This is a genomic window from Cytobacillus oceanisediminis (assembly GCF_003182355.1).
GTDB classification, from domain to species: domain Bacteria; phylum Bacillota; class Bacilli; order Bacillales; family Cytobacillaceae; genus Cytobacillus; species Cytobacillus oceanisediminis_A.
Genome location: NZ_QGTW01000003.1, coordinates 191,813 through 209,877, shown reverse-complemented (window position 1 = coordinate 209,877; position 18,065 = coordinate 191,813). Strand labels below are relative to the sequence as shown.

Annotated in this window: 17 protein-coding genes; 14 read left to right on the top strand and 3 right to left on the bottom strand. The window is 40.2% G+C overall.

The annotated features are described in order from the left end of the window. Positions 1 to 4 precede the first annotated feature (4 nt). The 10 genes from panD (at position 5) to DFO73_RS07685 (ending at position 10,347) form a co-directional block, all read left to right on the top strand. Positions 5 to 388, top strand: a complete 384-nt coding sequence (gene panD / locus DFO73_RS07730) for an aspartate 1-decarboxylase (protein ID WP_110064204.1) — start codon at positions 5 to 7, stop codon at positions 386 to 388. 182 nt (positions 389 to 570) lie between these two features. Next, positions 571 to 3,375 (top strand): ATP-dependent DNA helicase DinG, encoded by a 2,805-nt coding sequence (dinG, locus tag DFO73_RS07725; protein WP_110064203.1) that lies wholly within the window; start codon positions 571 to 573, stop codon positions 3,373 to 3,375. A 303-nt stretch (positions 3,376 to 3,678) separates the two neighbouring features. Further along, positions 3,679 to 4,530, top strand: a complete 852-nt coding sequence (locus DFO73_RS07720) for an ATP-dependent DNA helicase (protein WP_110064202.1) — start codon at positions 3,679 to 3,681, stop codon at positions 4,528 to 4,530. A 263-nt stretch (positions 4,531 to 4,793) separates the two neighbouring features. Further along, positions 4,794 to 4,964 (top strand): YpmA family protein, encoded by a 171-nt coding sequence (locus tag DFO73_RS07715; protein ID WP_110064201.1) that lies wholly within the window; start codon positions 4,794 to 4,796, stop codon positions 4,962 to 4,964. 16 nt (positions 4,965 to 4,980) lie between these two features. After that, complete coding sequence (locus tag DFO73_RS07710; RefSeq protein ID WP_110064200.1) at positions 4,981 to 5,454, top strand: cell wall elongation regulator TseB-like domain-containing protein; 474 nt, start codon at positions 4,981 to 4,983, stop codon at positions 5,452 to 5,454. A gap of 54 nt (positions 5,455 to 5,508) precedes the next feature. Further along, positions 5,509 to 6,699 carry a pyridoxal phosphate-dependent aminotransferase gene (locus tag DFO73_RS07705; protein WP_110064199.1) on the top strand — a complete coding sequence of 397 codons (1,191 nt, stop codon included), beginning with the start codon at positions 5,509 to 5,511 and terminating at the stop codon, positions 6,697 to 6,699. Positions 6,700 to 6,872: 173 nt separating this feature from the next. Next, positions 6,873 to 8,168, top strand: coding sequence for an asparagine--tRNA ligase (asnS, locus tag DFO73_RS07700; protein ID WP_110064198.1), 1,296 nt, complete (start codon positions 6,873 to 6,875; stop codon positions 8,166 to 8,168). 232 nt (positions 8,169 to 8,400) lie between these two features. Then, positions 8,401 to 9,111 carry a DnaD domain-containing protein gene (locus DFO73_RS07695; RefSeq protein WP_110064197.1) on the top strand — a complete coding sequence of 237 codons (711 nt, stop codon included), beginning with the start codon at positions 8,401 to 8,403 and terminating at the stop codon, positions 9,109 to 9,111. 50 nt (positions 9,112 to 9,161) lie between these two features. Further along, positions 9,162 to 9,821, top strand: a complete 660-nt coding sequence (nth, locus tag DFO73_RS07690) for an endonuclease III (RefSeq protein ID WP_110064196.1) — start codon at positions 9,162 to 9,164, stop codon at positions 9,819 to 9,821. Beyond that, positions 9,814 to 10,347, top strand: coding sequence for a YpoC family protein (locus tag DFO73_RS07685; protein WP_110064195.1), 534 nt, complete (start codon positions 9,814 to 9,816; stop codon positions 10,345 to 10,347). Before nth ends, DFO73_RS07685 begins: the two co-directional genes overlap by 8 nt. A gap of 591 nt (positions 10,348 to 10,938) precedes the next feature. On the opposite strand, the gene DFO73_RS07680 is transcribed toward DFO73_RS07685, so the two are convergent. Both DFO73_RS07680 and recU read right to left on the bottom strand, forming a co-directional pair. Next, a complete protein-coding gene (locus DFO73_RS07680; RefSeq protein WP_110064194.1) occupies positions 10,939 to 13,632 on the bottom strand; it encodes a penicillin-binding protein 1A in 2,694 nt (897 codons plus the stop codon). A gap of 41 nt (positions 13,633 to 13,673) precedes the next feature. Further along, entirely contained in the window at positions 13,674 to 14,285 is a 612-nt protein-coding gene (gene recU / locus DFO73_RS07675; RefSeq protein WP_110064193.1) for a Holliday junction resolvase RecU, read from the bottom strand. A 298-nt stretch (positions 14,286 to 14,583) separates the two neighbouring features. Between recU and DFO73_RS07670 the strand changes: the two genes are divergently transcribed. The 3 genes from DFO73_RS07670 (at position 14,584) to DFO73_RS07660 (ending at position 16,684) form a co-directional block, all read left to right on the top strand. Next, the gene (locus DFO73_RS07670; RefSeq protein ID WP_110064192.1) at positions 14,584 to 15,576 is read left to right on the top strand and encodes a DUF2515 domain-containing protein; all 993 of its coding nucleotides are present in this window, start codon (positions 14,584 to 14,586) and stop codon (positions 15,574 to 15,576) included. 394 nt (positions 15,577 to 15,970) lie between these two features. Then, positions 15,971 to 16,234, top strand: coding sequence for a hypothetical protein (locus DFO73_RS07665; protein ID WP_110064191.1), 264 nt, complete (start codon positions 15,971 to 15,973; stop codon positions 16,232 to 16,234). Between the two features lie 72 nt (positions 16,235 to 16,306). Continuing rightward, a complete protein-coding gene (locus DFO73_RS07660) occupies positions 16,307 to 16,684 on the top strand; it encodes a YppE family protein (protein ID WP_110064190.1) in 378 nt (125 codons plus the stop codon). A 19-nt stretch (positions 16,685 to 16,703) separates the two neighbouring features. Here DFO73_RS07660 and DFO73_RS07655 read toward each other — a convergent pair whose 3' ends face one another. Continuing rightward, positions 16,704 to 16,919 carry a YppF family protein gene (locus DFO73_RS07655; protein ID WP_110064189.1) on the bottom strand — a complete coding sequence of 72 codons (216 nt, stop codon included), beginning with the start codon at positions 16,917 to 16,919 and terminating at the stop codon, positions 16,704 to 16,706. A 379-nt stretch (positions 16,920 to 17,298) separates the two neighbouring features. On the opposite strand from DFO73_RS07655, the gene DFO73_RS07650 reads away from it, so the two are divergent. Then, entirely contained in the window at positions 17,299 to 17,922 is a 624-nt protein-coding gene (locus DFO73_RS07650; protein WP_110064188.1) for a YppG family protein, read from the top strand. Positions 17,923 to 18,065 lie beyond the last annotated feature (143 nt).

The following is an 18,065-nucleotide window of genomic DNA, read 5'->3' as shown; positions in this document are numbered from 1 at the left end:
CAGCATGTTTCGCACCATGATGAATGGAAAAATCCATCGTGCAACTGTAACGGAAGCAAATTTAAATTATGTAGGCAGCATCACCATTGATACAGATATTATTGAGGCAGTAGGAATGGCACCCAACGAAAAGGTCCAGATCGTCAATAATAATAACGGTGCACGCTTCGAAACGTATATCATCCCTGGTGAAAGAGGCAGCGGCGTTATCTGTGTGAATGGTGCAGCAGCCCGTCTTGTTCAGGAAGGGGATATTGTGATTATAATCTCTTATGCACTTGTTCCTGATGATAAGGTACCTTACCATGAACCTAAAGTGGCTATTATGGACAGAAACAATCGAATTGCAGATATGATCCATGCCGAGCCAGAAAGTACAGTTCTATAGAAAATTTAAAAAAGTGCTGATTCGAAATGCCGGATCAGTGCTTTTTATTTAAGCTGCATAGGGCATGAGTGAATAAGGGCTTAGTTCGTGTGGAAGAAAAGTAATGAGCAGAAAGCTATTTGCCTTTTTCTTTTTCCGTTTTTGTGATACCGTTTGAATGACTGAATGTAGAGGTGTATGCCATGGGTAATAAATATGTTGTAGTTGACTTGGAAACAACCGGAAACGCCCCGAAAAAGGGCGATAAAATAATACAATTTGCTGCTGTGGTGATCGAAAACGGAAAAATTAAAGAGGAATATTCCTCATATGTAAACCCTGAGCAGCCGATTCCCCCTTTTATTGAAGAATTGACAGGACTGTCGGATGACATGGTGGAAGATGCACCCCTGTTCTCTGAAATTGCCCCAAAAGTGCTGACTTTACTGGAAGGTGCATTTTTTGTTGCACACAATGTGCTATTTGATTTGTCGTTCTTGCAGGAAGAATTGTTGGAGGCAGGCTATAACGGGTTTTACGGTCCGGTTCTTGACACAGTAGAAATGTCACGGATTCTTTTTCCAACTGCGGATAGCTTCAAGTTATCAGATCTTGCACACCGTGAAGGGCTGAACCATGAACGGCCGCACCAGGCAGATAGCGATGCTTATGTAACTGCAGAGCTCTTGTTGATTCTGTTAAAGAAGCTTGAATACCTCCCGTTTAAAACACTTGAACTGCTGCATAAGCTTTCGGGGGGACTAAAAAGTGACCTTGATATTCTGCTTGACGAACTCATTTTAATTAAAGAAAGCAAAATTGAAAATTTGCCTGACTTTATTGAAATACATAGAGGAATCGCATTGAAAAAAGGGGTGATGCTCCAATACCCTGATAGCCTTACAGGTACCGGGTATCCCTTTGGTATTGAGGAAAAGCAGGAAATGTTTATGAAAGCTTTTCCCTCCTATGAAATAAGACAAGGCCAGTTTAAGATGATGGATGCCGTCTACGGAGCGTTCAATGATAAAAAACATGCTTTAATCGAAGCAGGTACAGGCGTTGGAAAATCGTTGGCATACCTTGTTCCATCAGCAATTTACGGTAAGGAAAACGGCAAAACAGTCATTATTAGTACATATACAACGCAGCTGCAGGAACAGTTGTTAAAAAAGGACATCCCGCTGCTGCAAAAAATGCTGCCATTCCCGGTCAAAGCTGTTTTGCTGAAGGGAAGAAGCCATTATATCAGCCTGGCCAAATTTGTTCAGACCTTAAGGGATGATGAAGAAGATAATTATGATACGATTCTAAGTAAAATGCAGATTCTCGTCTGGTTACTGGAGACGGATACAGGGGATATTGACGAATTGAACCTTTCAAGTGGCGGCATGATTTACTGGAGCAAAATCAAGAATGATGAAACAGCTTTTTTGCAGGATAAATCATGGATATCCAGGGACTTCTATCTAAAAGCGAGGAAGGAAGCACAAAGTGCGGATATTATCATTACCAACCATTCATTGCTCCTAACCGATCTGGTAGCCCCAAGCGTCATTTTGCCTAAATTCAGCCATGTGGTTATAGATGAGGGCCATCATTTCGTGAAAGCATCCGGTAAACATTTTGGCCATAAGCTTGATTATTTAACGGTACGTTTGCTTCTTGGCCAAATAGGATTGTTTGAACAAAAACAGCTCTTTTATAAGCTTGAAAAACTGGTTGAAGAAAAAGCAGGGAGCCCGGAGGATATGATTCATTCCTTTGAAATTAATCAGCTTATAGTGGATCTCTTTCATGAAATGGATGAATTATTTAAAGTTATTGGGATTTATGCGAAAAAATATTCAAAAGCAAAGAAGAGCAGTACCCGTTTAACTGTCCGATTTATAAACGGAGGCAGTGACAAAGAGTCAAAAGCTGTTATAGCTTGTGCAGAGCGATTTGGTTTTCTCCTAAGAGACCTAATGGAAGCTATAGAAAAGCGGGTTATGCTTGTCGGACAGATAAAGGCTTCCTTGACACTGGAGGAAAAGGCACTTATGGAGGAGGTAGCCTCCATACTTGAGGACTTGAAAGATTTGAATGAAAACGTAAAACATATTTTTCAAATGCCTTTATCCCAATTTGTTGTTTGGATTGAAATGGATACGCGTTCAGCCCAAAATGCCACAACGGTTTTCGCTCAGCCCGTAACAGTGTCAAATTACCTTAAGGAACAATTTTTTAGTGAAAAGGAAAGTGCCGTCTTTACATCGGCCACTTTGTCTGTAAAAGATTCCTTTCATTTTATCCTTAATGAACTTGGACTTGAAGAGCAGGAGTGCACCCTGGAACAAATTCCATCGCCATTTAATTATCAGGAACAGGTCAAACTGCTGATACCTGGAGATCTGCCGGAAGTGAATGCTGTACCGCTGGAGGAATACGTTGCCTCCATATCGGAGCACATTATCTCTATTGCTGAAGCCACAAAAGGCAGGATGCTAATTCTGTTTACCTCTCATGAGATGCTTAGGAGAACTTATGAACTTATAAGGGAATCAGGGTTTCTGGAGGATTATGCTGTGATTGCCCAGGGCATTACGAGCGGCAGCCGATCAAGACTTACAAGGAATTTTCAGCGTTTTGATAAAGCGATTCTTTTGGGAACAAGCAGCTTTTGGGAAGGAGTGGACATCCCTGGTGAGGATCTATCTTGCCTTGTGATTGTCAGACTGCCTTTTTCCCCGCCGGATGAACCAATGGTACAGGCAAAAAATGAACAAATCAAAAGTGAGGGAGGGAACCCATTTTCCTCCTATTCATTGCCTGAAGCTGTAATCCGGTTTAAACAAGGTGTTGGAAGGCTAATCAGAACAAGCTCGGATAGAGGGTTTATAGTTGTTTTTGATCGAAGAATCGTCACCACAAAATACGGAAAGGCATTCCTGGATTCCATCCCGCCTATACCAATTCAAAAAAGCAATATTGATGAAATTGTCGAATTAATTTATACTTGGCTATAAAATATGTGTTGAGGCGGCTGAACCTATTGTGTGAAAGCTTCAAAAAAGCGTCGCTAAAGAGGAGCTTAGCCCGATGAGGATGCATATCAATTAAGAATTCCATCATAAAATCGAATAATTTGCAGCCTATTTTATGAACATTGGCAAAGACCCTTTGAAGCAGGATAAATTCGCATGAATAACACATTCTATATTTGTTGGGAAGTTAATTAAGTAAGGTGGAACTGACTTTGTTGAAAGGTTCACGCTTATGCTATATATGCCCGCTTCCGTTTTTGTTCATAGGGTAGGAGGAATGAATAGATGAAAGTGTTGTTCGCCTTTTTGCTGATGTTTACTAATTGGTATTACATACCGAAGGACTCACCTGCAGTTCCGGTTAAAGTGGAAAGCATTGATCTAAAACTTAAAAACGATGAGCTCGCTATTACTTTTTTTTCTTTATCCGATGGAGAAGCATCCTTGATCCACCATGGCAATGATCAAAATATCCTGATCAACACTGGAGGACCGGGGACTGAACCTGAATTAAAAAAGCTTCTGCAGCTTTATAGGACAAATCAGATATCGACAATTATTCTAACAGATGAGGATCTCTACAATGAGTCAAGCCTCGCCTGGCTAATAAAAGAATATGATGTGAAGCAGGTTATAGCTGGGGAACCCATTGCTTCTCAATTAAAAGAAGGAAAAGCTGATTTAAGCGATATTAATATTCATGTCTGGAGCCATGATACTAAACAGCAGCTTCTTCCCGGACTTCATACTGAAGTTCTTTTTGAAGGGATTGAAACTGGGGACGGAATGGATGTTTCTTTTACTTTCGCAAGACATCGGATTCTATTCATGAATTCAACTAGTGACAAAGCAAAAGAAGTGTTTATGAAGAAGGATTTATCCAATGTCAATATCGTAAAACTTCCTGCCTTTGGCAAGGAAGGATCCATTTCAGAACAGATGGTTAAACATATGGATCCGCAGATTGCCATCTTGTTTCATAAATCATCAATAAAACCGGCTTCTGATTTATTCGGACTGTTAAATGATGCATGGGTTGATGTATATTATACAAGGAAGCATGGAACTGTCACCATCAAATTTACAGATATTAACTATGAAGTCATTACGATTTTCCAGGAAGAGGAATATAAATAGTACAGTTAGTGCTGTATAAGGACCTCCAGGAAATTCTCTTCCTGGAGATTCTTTATGAGGCATTTATTCTGTAATGAAAAAGGCTGCGCTAAGAGCGCAGCATTACGTGGTGGACTAGAAGAAAATTTGTATTTGTTTTGATACAAGGAAACATATTCTGCTGTTATACTGTTATAGAGTGTATTTCTTTGTAAGTATATTTTAACCTAAAGGGTAAGGTATATAAGTTACAAATATTGTAGAGGCTGAGGAGGAATTCCAGAATGGAAAGCAAAATTGAGGTTTTATCTACAGTTAAAATCCAGCAGAGCCCGGATCTGTATAAAGTTGTTGATGCACTAAACAGAACCTTGAAGGAAAAAGACCTGATGTTCGGCTTGGCGCTTGATCAGGAAGACCAAAATAAAGCGATTTTTACCATTTATCGTACATAAAAAGAGTGATTAAAAAATGAAAAAAGCTTTAATAGCCGTACTAGTTCTGTTTGTTATTTGCATGGGTGCAGGCACCTGGATATATTTTAACAGCATGAAGCCAGTAAAAACGGCCGAAGCAAAAGCTGTGGAGCTTGCAAAAATGGAAACAGATCTTACTGAAATTGAAGATTTCCATTTATACCACGGCACTGAAACCTACTATGTAATCGAAGGCAAGAATGCTGAAGGAACCAACATATTTGTGTGGGTTCCTGAGAAAAAAGGAAAAATAGTTATGCGAAGACAATCTGATGGAATATCCAGCCAGGAAGCCATTAACAGGCTTAAACAGGAAAAAAATCCTGCTGAAATTATGTCCGTGCGCCTCGGTATGGAGAAAAATATTCCATTATGGGAAATTCATTATCGTTCCAAAGGTGATTTAATAAATTATTATTATATAGATTTTAAAACAGGAGAATGGCTGAAAAAAATCGAAAACCTGTAAGCCGAAGCTAATTAAAGCCTCGATCGGCGTCAGGAAAAAACGGGAGGAAGCACAATGGAGTTTCAACTGGCACAACGAGTTAAAGCATTAACACCATCAACAACCTTAGCAATTACTGCGAAAGCAAAGGAATTAAAATCCCAGGGACATGATGTCATCGGATTGGGAGCCGGGGAACCAGATTTTAATACCCCTCAGCATATCATTGATGCTGCAGTCCAATCCATGAATGAAGGACATACAAAATATACCCCTTCTGCAGGGCTTCCAGCTTTAAAGAAAGAAATCGCAGCCAAGTTTAAAAAGGACCAGGGCCTTGATTACGACTCTTCAGAAATTATCGTTACAAGCGGGGCAAAACATGGCTTGTATACCCTTTTCCAGGTATTGCTTAACGAAGGGGATGAAGTAATCATCCCGATTCCATACTGGGTTAGTTACCCTGAGCAAGTTAAACTTGCTGGCGGAGTGCCGGTTTATGCAGAGGGAAAAGAGGAAAATGAATATAAGATTACACCGGAACAGCTATCTGAAAGCATCACAGATAGAACAAAAGCAGTGATTATCAATTCGCCAAGCAATCCAACAGGAATGCTTTATTCTGAAGATGAATTAAAGGCATTGGGAGACGTTTGCCTAAAGCATAATGTCTTAATAATTTCAGATGAAATATATGAGAAATTGGTATATGGCGGCCATAAGCATACTTCCATTGCAGAGCTTTCACCAGAACTGAAAGAGCAAACTATTATTATCAATGGGGTATCCAAGTCGCATTCCATGACAGGTTGGAGAATTGGCTACGCTGCAGGAAATAAGGAAATCATTAAAGCGATGACCAATCTTGCCAGCCATAGCACATCGAACCCGACAACAACAGCACAATACGGATCCATTGCGGCTTATGCTGGCCCGCAGGATATGCTTGCAGAAATGCGGGAAGCTTTTGAGCATCGCTTAAACATCATATATGATAAGTTAATTAAAGTTCCAGGCTTTACTTGTGTTAAACCTCAAGGAGCATTTTATTTATTTCCAAATGTACAAAAGGCTGCCGAACTGACAGGCTTTGAAAATGTTGATGACTTTGCAAAAGCTCTTTTGGAAGAAGCGATGGTTGCTGTAATTCCGGGCTCGGGCTTTGGGTCTCCTGAAAATATCCGTTTATCCTATGCAACCTCTCTTGATTTGCTTGAAAAAGCAGTTGAACGTATGCATAGCTTTGTTGAAAAGAATATGAAGTAATACTTGTTTGCTGGAGTGCCGGATGATATCCGGCCTTCTTCTATGTTATCTAATGAAAAATATCATTATCCATCTCGTAAATTTCTCTATTATTGCTTGTCAGAGGGCTGGAAGGTATAATATATAGCGATACATAAGAAGTGATTGCTTAGATTTTTTGGAGGGAACATAAATTGACAAAAACAACAATTTCTCAAGTTCATAAATATGTTGACCAGGAAGTTACCATTGGAGCCTGGATTGCCAATAAGCGCTCAAGCGGAAAGATTGCTTTTTTGCAGCTTCGTGATGGAACAGGATTTATTCAGGGGGTAGTCGTGAAGGCTGAAGTCCCTGATGAAGTATTCCAGGGAGCAAAGTCAGTGACACAGGAATCTTCCGTATATGTTACTGGCAAGGTTCAAACAGATGAGCGTTCGCCTTTTGGCTACGAGCTCCTTGTTACCGGGCTTGAAGTCATTCATCAGGCTGTGGATTACCCAATTACTCCAAAAGAGCATGGAACTGAGTTCTTAATGGATAACCGCCATTTATGGCTGCGCTCCCGCCGCCAGCATGCGGTAATGAAAATTAGAAATGAAATTATCCGTGCAACTTATGAATTCTTCAATGAGCAGGGATTCTCCAAGGTAGACCCGCCAATTTTAACAGGGAGTGCACCGGAAGGAACTTCAGAGCTTTTTGCGACTAAATATTTTGATGAAGATGCCTATTTATCACAAAGTGGACAGCTTTATATGGAAGCTGCTGCTATGGCGCTTGGAAAAGTATTTTCATTTGGGCCGACTTTCCGTGCTGAAAAATCCAAAACACGCCGCCATTTGATTGAATTCTGGATGATTGAGCCTGAGATGGCTTTTCATGAATTCGAAGATAACCTTAAAGTCCAGGAAGAATATGTATCGCACATTGTACAATCCGTTTTGAAAAATTGTGCAATTGAACTTAAGACGCTTGGCCGTGATACAGACAAGCTTGAAAAGATCACAGCTCCATTCCCGCGCATCACATATGACGAAGCTATTAAATTCCTTCAGGAAAAAGGCTTTGATGATATCCAGTGGGGTGATGATTTCGGTGCTCCGCATGAGACGGCTATTGCTGAAAGCTATGAAAAGCCAGTCTTTATTACGCATTATCCAACCTCCCTAAAGCCTTTCTATATGCAGCCTGATCCTTCAAGGGAAGATGTTGTATTATGTGCAGACTTGATTGCTCCTGAAGGCTATGGAGAAATAATTGGGGGTTCTGAGCGTATCCATGACTATGATCTTCTTAAGAAGCGCCTGGAGGAGCATAATTTGGAAATGGATGCATACAAATGGTATCTTGAACTGCGCCAGTACGGTTCCGTACCGCATTCCGGATTCGGCCTTGGCCTTGAAAGAACTGTTGCCTGGATCAGCGGAGTGGAGCATGTACGTGAAACCATCCCATTCCCTCGTTTGCTGAACCGTTTATATCCATAATGTAACTGCCCGTAAACCCGGAAAAATGTATATTAATTACAGTGAAAAATCCGCCTTCCGCGGATTTTTTGCTTCTTGCAATATCGAAAGAACATTCTGAAGTTGAGATGGCCGGTCAGCTGGTCTATTAAGTTTTGCCAGTAGTCAAGATAAAATTTCATGGAAAACTTACCGGTAATTCTCCTCACTTTAGCACTTATGTTCATGATATACTGAAAAGGAGGTGTCACGAATGTCAAAAAACAGTTTATTGAAATGGCTTCAGGAAGGGAATATTTCAATTCCTGGAGTACTGTTAACCCAATACAAAGAAATGAATCTAAATGAACATGAACTCGTTTTATTACTTCATGTAATTTCCTTTATTGAACATGGGAATGAGTTTCCCACCCCAGTTGAATTATCTTCCCGCATGACTATATCTGTTGCAGAATGTACGGAGATGCTAAGAAAATTAATTCAAAAAGGTTACATTGAGATTAAAGACAGCTATTCAGCTGATGGCATCCGTTTTGAAAAATACCATCTTGATCCGCTTTGGGAGAAGCTCATTGACCAATTTCTTCTTAGCGGCAAAAAGGAAGAAGCGGTTAAGCTGCAGCAAGACGAAACAGACTTGTATACATGCTTTGAAAGGGAGTTCGGCAGGCCGCTTTCACCGTTTGAATGCGAGACACTTGCACTATGGATGGACGATGACCACCATAATCCCCACATAATCAAAGCGGCACTAAGAGAATCTGTCCTGTCCGGAAAGCTAAACTTCAGATATATAGACAGAATATTATTTGAATGGAAAAAGAACGGCATCAAGACAATTGAGCAAGCAAAAAGCTACGGAAAAAAGTTTAGGCAAAACCAATCTCAGCAAAGAAATAAAAAAGAAGATATGCCTTCTCAGACAGCGAAGTCAGTTCCTTTTTACAATTGGCTTGAACAGTAAACAAATTTTAAACTGCTGGAAAAATAGACAAACAGTAAGTGGTGATTTCTTTGTTAAATAAAACACAAATTCGATATTGCCTAGATACGATGGGAGAAATGTTCCCGCAAGCACACTGTGAATTAAATCATTCCAATCCATTTGAACTTGTAATAGCAGTCGCACTGTCTGCCCAATGTACAGATGTGCTGGTAAATAAGGTGACAAGAAATCTCTTTAAAAAATATAAAACTCCTCAGGACTATCTTGAGGTTCCCATAGAAGAGCTGCAGGAGGATATCCGTTCAATTGGCCTATATCGGAATAAAGCAAAAAACATTCAAAAACTTTGCCGGTTGCTCCTTGATGAATATAATGGAGCAGTGCCCCGGGACAGGGATGAGCTGACAAAGCTGCCGGGTGTTGGCCGTAAAACTGCAAATGTAGTTGTGTCTGTCGCATACGGTGTCCCAGCTATTGCAGTTGATACTCACGTAGAACGTGTCAGCAAAAGGCTTGGTTTTTGCCGCTGGAAGGACTCCGTACTGGAAGTGGAGAAAACATTAATGAAAAAGGTGCCAATGGATGAGTGGTCCGTGACCCATCATCGCATGATCTTCTTTGGAAGGTACCATTGCAAGGCACAAAATCCGCAATGTGAAATCTGCCCTCTTCTCGACCTATGCAGGGAAGGAAAAAAGAGGATGAAGGGGAAGCAAGAAAATGAATAGTCAGCTAATCATCCCCCTTTCTGCTAAGCTTTGCCACCCTATATTCAATAAGCCGGAAGATGGGATTACAGCAGATGAATCAATGCTGAAAACGCAGTACATTCACCCTCTATTTCTGTATGAAGCTGCGTATTACGCCGGGATGGAAGCTTTAAAGCCTTGGGAAAAAAAAGAAAAGTGCATCCGTGTGCTGCTGGAGGAATGGAAAGAACATAAAAGGCTTCTTGATGAGCATTTCGGAAATCGAAACCAAAAAGCTGCCGAAGATCCAATGAAAACAGCAATTGGGTTATTTCTGCAGCTATTATTCTGGACAAACGGCAAGCCTGTTGATTTTCAGGAGGAGTTGGGGGATTTAAAGATAAAGCCGGTTAACCTTAAGGAAAGACTCAATTTTATATTAAAGAGTCCAGCTTTATACCATGCCTATATCCAGTTGTCCGTACTAGTGGCTGAAATGGAAAAGCACTATATAAAGCATATTACATTGGAAAATATAAAGAAGAAAGCGCCTGAAAAAAAATAGGCGCTTTTTTATTTAAATGTTTTTAATAGAGCTTTGTGTAATCAAAGAAAGCAGAGTCCCTAAAGCAAAAATGCGTCAAATAATGTGACAAATCTTCTTGGAAATACGTCATTGTAAAACCCTAATGCCTCGTGTTCAAGTACTTACGCGTTATTATAGTCCAGGATTTCGTTTAAAAAGATAAATACGTCAAATCAACCTCGGAATTGCGTCTTTGCCAAACCTTAATTCGTCGTTATAGACCAGTGTTGCTCCCTAAAGTATAAATGCGTTAATCAGCCCGCCCCCAACAAGAAATCTTGCGCGCAAAACCATGAATCTCGCGTCAAACATAGAACCGCGTACAAACCAGAGAAGCCGGAGAGAAAAGGGGTTCCACCCACACGCAAATCGAGAGAGCCCGCGCGTAAACACCGGAACTGCAAAAAAATCAAATAAGCGAAACGGATTGAAGTCGCTCAGTAATTGGGTATCATCCGGACTCAAATCAGGAAATCCCGTTCGTAAACGCCGGATTCAGCAAACAACATCTAATCACACTCAACATCAAAAAAGCTGACTCATATTCGAGTCAGCTTTTTTTGATTTACTTTAATTGTTAGAACTTGATCCAGTCCCTGAGCCACTGGAGCCAGTTCCAGAACCAGAGTTGCTGTTGGTTCCAGATCCAGAGCCTCCAGTATTGCCGCCTGTGCCGTCTCCAGTGCCTGTTCCGGTACCGGTGCCGCCATCTCCAGTCCCGTCACCGTCACCTTCACCATCTCCGGTACCTTCACCTTCACCTTCTCCGTCACCTTGACCTTCTTCATTTCCGCCACCTTCTTCAGAACCGCCGTCATCCTGGTTACCGCCCTGATCGCCGTCTTGGCTATCCTGGCCTTCTTCACCGGTATTGTCCTGTTCTTCTCCTTCAGCATCTTCTTCCTCAATCATGCTTGGATCAGGGATTTCAACCTTGACAGATGCAGGATCACTTTGCTGGTCTCCTCGAATGGCTGTTACTTTAAAGGTGTACACAGCTCCCGGTTGCGGGTTGGCAACCTTTAAGCCTTTTTCAGAAGTGACGCTCAGCTGCTGGTCACCACCTTCATTCACTGATACGGTTATTTCAAATTGAGTGCCTTCTGCATCTTCTGGATATTCCCAAGTCAGTGTTATTTCATTTGTTGCCTGGTCATAGCTTGCTCCCAGGTTGGAAGGGGAGTCCAGTTTATCAAATTTCTTGGATACTTCTGTTGGAGCATTTCCTTTTACAGCATATTCATAAATAATCTGGTCCTTTGGTGTGAATTGGCTTGCTCGTTTAGCAGGGTTGCTGCCTTTCTCTATCGCTACCTTTTCCACAGTCTTAGGAACTTTGAAGTCTGCTGTTTCTTTGCCCTGGGACACATGTGCCATTAAATTGCTAAACAGCTTTTGGGCAATTTTTTGGTCAGCTCCAGCGTTTATATAATTCTTTCTATCTTGATATCCCGTCCAAATAGCCGCTGTATAGTTGGTCGTATAACCAGCAAACCAGGCATCCGGCACGGCACCGTCTGGAACTCCAAATTCTTGTTCTTGTTCTTTAGAATAATTCGTAGTCCCGGTTTTTCCCGCAACAGGGAGGCCGGGAACGTCAGCCAATCTGCCAGTTCCATATGAAGATTTCACAACACTCTTCAGCATGTCACTGATCATGAATGCTGTGTAATCCTTCATGACAACTTCTGATTCAGGTTTCAAATCAAGTTTTGTTCCATCACGCATTTCAATTTGTTTAACTGCGTGTGGCTCCGTGTAAAAACCATTGTTACCAAAAGCGCTATAAGCTCCTGCAACTTGCATGGAAGAAACCTCATAAGCACCGATTGAATAGGATTCATACATTTCATCCATTGGAATACCTAGCTTTTTAGTGAATTCGAGTGCTTTATCAGTTCCTACTTCCTGTAAAGTTTTCAGGGCTGGTATATTCCGTGAACGTGCGAGCGCTTCACGCATGGACATTGGGCCCATATGTCTTCCATCCCAGTTATTGATTTCTGTTCCGCCAGTATACGTATGAGGTTCATCCACAATTGTATGGTAGGTACCCCATTTTAAATACTCAATTGCAGGGCCGTAATCGACAATTGGCTTAAAAGTTGAACCCGCATGTCTCTTTTGGTCCACGGCGAAGTTGAACCCGCGTTTGACTTTCTGGTTTCGTCCTCCGCCGATCGCCCTGATTTCGCCTGTTTTAGTATCAAGCAGGGTGATGCCGGCCTGGAATTCTTCATCTGGATATTCCACAACTTCATTTGTATTTAAAATCGTTTCAACATGCTTCTGGGCATTGGGATCCAGGGTTGTATAAATTTTTAATCCATCAGAATAAGGATCGAGATCCGGGTACTTCTTTTCTACTTCATCTAACACAACATCTATAAAAGCATCATATTTTGATTCATCAGTTTCCCTTTTTTCTTCTGCAACGAGAGTGGATTCAACAGGCACTTTTTGCGCTGCTTCCATTTCCTCCTTTGATATGAAACCATGCTGATTCATAAGTGAAAGCACAATATTTCTCCGTTTTTCTGCTTTCTCAGGATAATCAAATGGATTGTAGTTGTTGGGACTTTGCGGCATGCCTGCCAAAAGGGCAGCTTCATGCAGCTTCAACTCATCTAATTCTTTATCAAAAAAAATCTTTGATGCTGTTAGGACCCCATGGCCTTCTGACATGTATATTTTGTTGACATACATTTCGAAAATTTCCTGTTTTGTATACTTTCGCTCAAGCTGGAAGGAAAGCCATGCTTCCTGTGCTTTCCTGCTAAGTGTTTTATCATTATTTAAGAATGAGTTCTTGACTACCTGCTGCGTAATCGTACTGGCTCCTTCTGAACCAAATCCACGTGTTACGTTGGCGATAACTGCCCCGCCTAATCGAATTAAGTCCATCCCATTGTGTTTATAAAAACGGACATCCTCAGTTGCCAAAAAGGCATTCTCAACAAGTTTGGGTATATCTTCATAGGCAACATAATCACGGTTTTCAGAGCCTACATCTACAATGAAATTGTTTTCCATATCATAAATTTGCGAAGAAATCGGATCCTTCAATAGCTTCTCATCAAGCTTGGGAGCATCCTTAACCATGAAAGCAAAAGCGCCAGCACCTAAAAGCATTCCAGCGATTCCAAGAGCAATTAAAATGAGAAAAATGCGTTTAAAAGTACCTGAAGCTTTTTTCTTGCCCTTATTTTTAGGCTTGGATTGCTGTTTGCGGCGCTCCTCTCTTGATTGATATTTTTCTGCCATATATATGTTCATCCTTTCTGACAATCAGACTGAAAAAATTATTAGTTAAGGTTATAAAGATAATCTATTATCTTAATATAGTCAATTCTGGGCTGAAATCCAAGCGGAATGTGATGCCCGCGGCTTTCGATTTCTGCCTTGGTAATGGATTTTCTTCCTCCATCTTTCATTCTCTTCCAGTAGGAGAGCAAGTAATGCGCCTCTAAGAGATATACTTCTTCAGTTGATGAAAAACGAAGAATTACAAAGCATACTCCTTTTTGGGCTAATACCTCCTCCATATGCTTAACTTGGTGTTCATGAAAGTTTTTAAGCGGAAAAGAGGTGGTATTTTGAGTTTCCTTGGCTTCAAAATCAATATATTTTCCTTTATAAACACCATTATAATCTGTTGTTGATGCTTGTTTAAAATATGCCTCTTTGATTACGGCAGCGCTTCTCTTTGGATAATCCACTTGTACAATTTGGACAGGTGTAGGCTTTTTATGGATTGAAGCTATTCCGTGTTCCAAATAGAACTCATTTGTTTCATTAATATCTTCCTCCAGAGTCATCCCGCGATTGCTGTAGGACCATTTTTTCTCTGCTTTTATTGTTTTTGTACTTTTTGCAGCAGGGACATATCTCCTGCCATTCGGATAATGAAAATTCATGCAGTCACCCCGTTTTAAACTACTCCCTATCATAACAAAAGTCAGCAATCTTTGGTTGAATAAAAAGTTCTAATTAACAAACGCTAAGTTAAACTTCCATCATTGGGTCCATTTCCCGCCTATGGTTAGGCTCATAAAACGAAGTCACTAACATATTCAAATTACGATGCGGCGTTATTTAGTTTATTTTCAACGAATCGGGTCTTTACGGGCAGTTTCAGTGACTTAGTTTCAGCTCGATAAAGTTTTAAGCTGTTAATCTTCGTTAATATCTATTCATTTCCTGAGGTGAAATGCAATGCTTTTCCCTGGAAAATATACCCTTCCGCGTTTTGCAGAAAATGAGCAATTTTTAATAGAGCACATTAACAAAATGACGGCAAAAAATAATATTGATAATATCTCCAGGACAGATGCCTATTTGGATTTTTACAAGGAGCACCCGGAAATATGCTGGTCTTTCCTTGCCTCCATGGTGTCACGAAACGCGGGATGGAATATGTGCGATCTTGAAGGCAGCTGCCTTCCAAAACTTATTGGGAAGCAGGTGAGGGATATACTTTACCTCACTTATGAAAGAGCCAATTGGATGATCTTTCAGGACGCTTATCCTCAATTGCTCCTCTATCATTATTCGACGAAAATGAATCGGCCAATGTTTCATTTATTAAAAACTTTTCATGTTTCTTCATTTATGGAACGGGAATGGATGCATTTCTGGGGTGAAGGAAATAAAAAGAGGTTACTAATTTCACTTATTATCAACGAACAGAATGTTATTCAAAAGCCCGTGATGGAGCACCCTGTTTATAAAAATAAAGTTTTTCATTCAGTGCTTTTTTTCTTTCAGGATTATTTTCATTTTAGCTCGGTTATTTTCCCTACATGTAATGGTGAATTATACGGAGCCAGTGTAAACGGCTTTAGGTCCGTATCTAAAAGGATAGATCTGGGAAAAAGACTAGCTGAAATTTTGTTTGATCCTGGTTATTATAAGGCTATTTATGATTTCGCATCCACTACAATTCATACTGGCTCAAGGCACGATTATGAAAAATATTTTAAGAGGAGGACACCAAGAAATACTCCTTTCCTACGCTGTACATACCCTATAATTACCCATCACATTCATCAATTTAATGATTGGTCTGCAAAAAAGCGAATTAGGAAAGAATGGCAAAAAGAAACAGTAAGTCAAAGACATCCCGTCCATATAACAGAGTGGTATTTGCACAAGCAAAAGCAGCTGAAAGCAATGGCATGGTTAGGGAATCTGTTTTATTCCAAATAAAAAAGCAAGGAATTTTCCTTGCTTTTCAGATTTAGATTCTTATGTTGATGGACGGTCAGGGCCTTCAAGTTTCTTATTTCCATAGCCTGTCTTTGTTTCTTCCATTTTCTTGGGTTGAACCTTATTTTGTTTTTCTTTTTTTGCCATTAGTAAACACCTCCGATATATAGTTTGTTCAATGGCTTTATTTTCATTCCTTGGCGGATGTCGAAACTAAGAATTTTTCATGCAAATTAGTACTTTCTTTGGCGAATCTCTTCTAGTTTTGTCAGCCATGAAGGAAACCTCATTCCCAGAGAGAAATTATGTAGGCACACAGCAAAAAAACATCATTGCTACCAGAATAAATTAGGTGATGAAGAAAGCTTGGAGAAAAGAATGGGGAGGTTTTTACATGCAAGGGAAAATCGTTGAAAAAAGAGAATTGCTTGCTATGCTGACAGAAATATATGATCAGCTTGAGGAGCTTGAAAGCGTTCTGGAATCAAATTTATCAGGCCTTCGCCAAAACTGGTATGAAGATCAGACAGATAAAATAACAGTCTGTGGAAATAAACTCGAAACGATTGAAAATGAACTAACAGCCTTCTCCGAAACTAAGTCTGAGACAGACAATGCTAAAGGATCCAAAAGCATGCAGCTTGAACTTGGCTTTTAAGTGAAATAAAATAGCAATAACATTCAGTAGCTAATTTATAATAGCTACTTTTATTTTTGGAGCTGATGATCAATGGATAATGAACTAGAACTGCTGCAATTAACAGAACAGTTAGTGATATATGTACAAGCCTCGGATGACAAGTATAAAAGAGTAAAGGACTCAGGGGAAAAGGCTGACTTCTACAATGAAGTGAAGCCTTTTGCAGATGAAGTTAAAGCCATAAATGATAGGTGGAAGAAAAAAGCAGTGGAGTGGGTTAATAGGCTTAAGCCGAAAAATCTTTATTCTCAGCAAATCGACTCGGCTTCAGAGCATATCGAAATGGTGTCCATTCAGGCATTTTTCCCGGAAACAAGCAAAACAAGATTCATAAATTATGTAAACTCAGCAATGTATGTGTTAAAACAATTAATAGGTTTACTGACAGAAGAAAAGAGGGGAACCTAATCGGTTCTCCTCTTTGACTTTAAACATTAATTGAATCATGGAGGGAGCTATCTTTATAGCTTTCCGGAACAGCTGCTCCTTGAGCTTCGAGCTCACGAACAAGATTGCGATAATCTGTACTGGAAATTTCATTATGGATATATGCCTTTTTGGCAAAATCCAATAACTCATTAACATTTTCAGGAGTATACTCCCGTAATTGCTGAAACTTCTTTTTTAGTTCGTGAACATTCATTTGATAATGCCTCCTCTTAAATATTGATTCAGGAAGAAAAGCTTCCTCGCAGTACCGTGGACATGAATAAGGGGACAAGAAATAGTTTGTTTTTTTATATCCTAACATGAAAAATAATTTTTCATCGTTTTTAAAAAAATCAAACTTCCGACACATTTCTGCATGGTTAGACAAAACAGGAAAGCGCTTCCGATATTATTAATTCATCGGCAGGCACTCATAATAATTTTGATGAGATGGAAGTACATTGAAGATGGCTTTTCACACTCTGGGCATGTATTACATATATTGTATTGATGAAGGGGAGTTAGGCGATATACCTATACGATAACTAATGAATACCTTACATTTATTATTGTAATAAGGAGGGTGTTTGCCCATGTTTGGCCGAAAAATAAATAGAGCCAGCCATTTCCAGCCATACGGGCACTGGAACCAGTTTTCTTCCAGTGATCCATTCTATTTGGGAATGAATGGCCAACACTATATGAGGCAACAGCCAATGCATGATTATCAGGGTTCATCGGGGCAATGGAATCCTTACTATGCACCATATGGAGTTACCTTCCAGCAGCCCTACCCTGGACAATATCCGATGAAGGATGCACAGCCAAATTTTGTCCCTAACCCATATCTGATGCAGGATGCACAGTCAAGTTATAGCCCTAATCCTTATCCTTTACAGGGCTATGAGTCCCATTATTACCCTGCTCAAGCCTCACAAAATCCCAGCATCTTTCAAAATCCATTAGAATCTGAAGATTATGGAACTAATTCCAAGCAGCAGCAGCCCGTACCTCCTTACCCGTATATGAATCCGTATCCTAAACAGTCATTCATACCAAAACAGCCTTCAGGAGTCCAGACGATCATGAATTCATTTAAAGCACAGGATGGCTCACTGGATCTCAATAAAATGGTGGATACAGCCGGCCAAATGATGAATGCTGTAACACAGGTCTCATCGATGGTAAAAGGGCTGGGTGGCATATTTAAAGTTTAGATCAGAAGGCCATTCTGGCCTTTTTTTTATTGTGATGAAAAATCAGACTTGAAAAAAGATTGAATATATTTGAAAATAGAATAGCCGGTCTATTTATAGCATTGACTATGTTCATGCGTATTGTTTACTTCGGCACTATATTG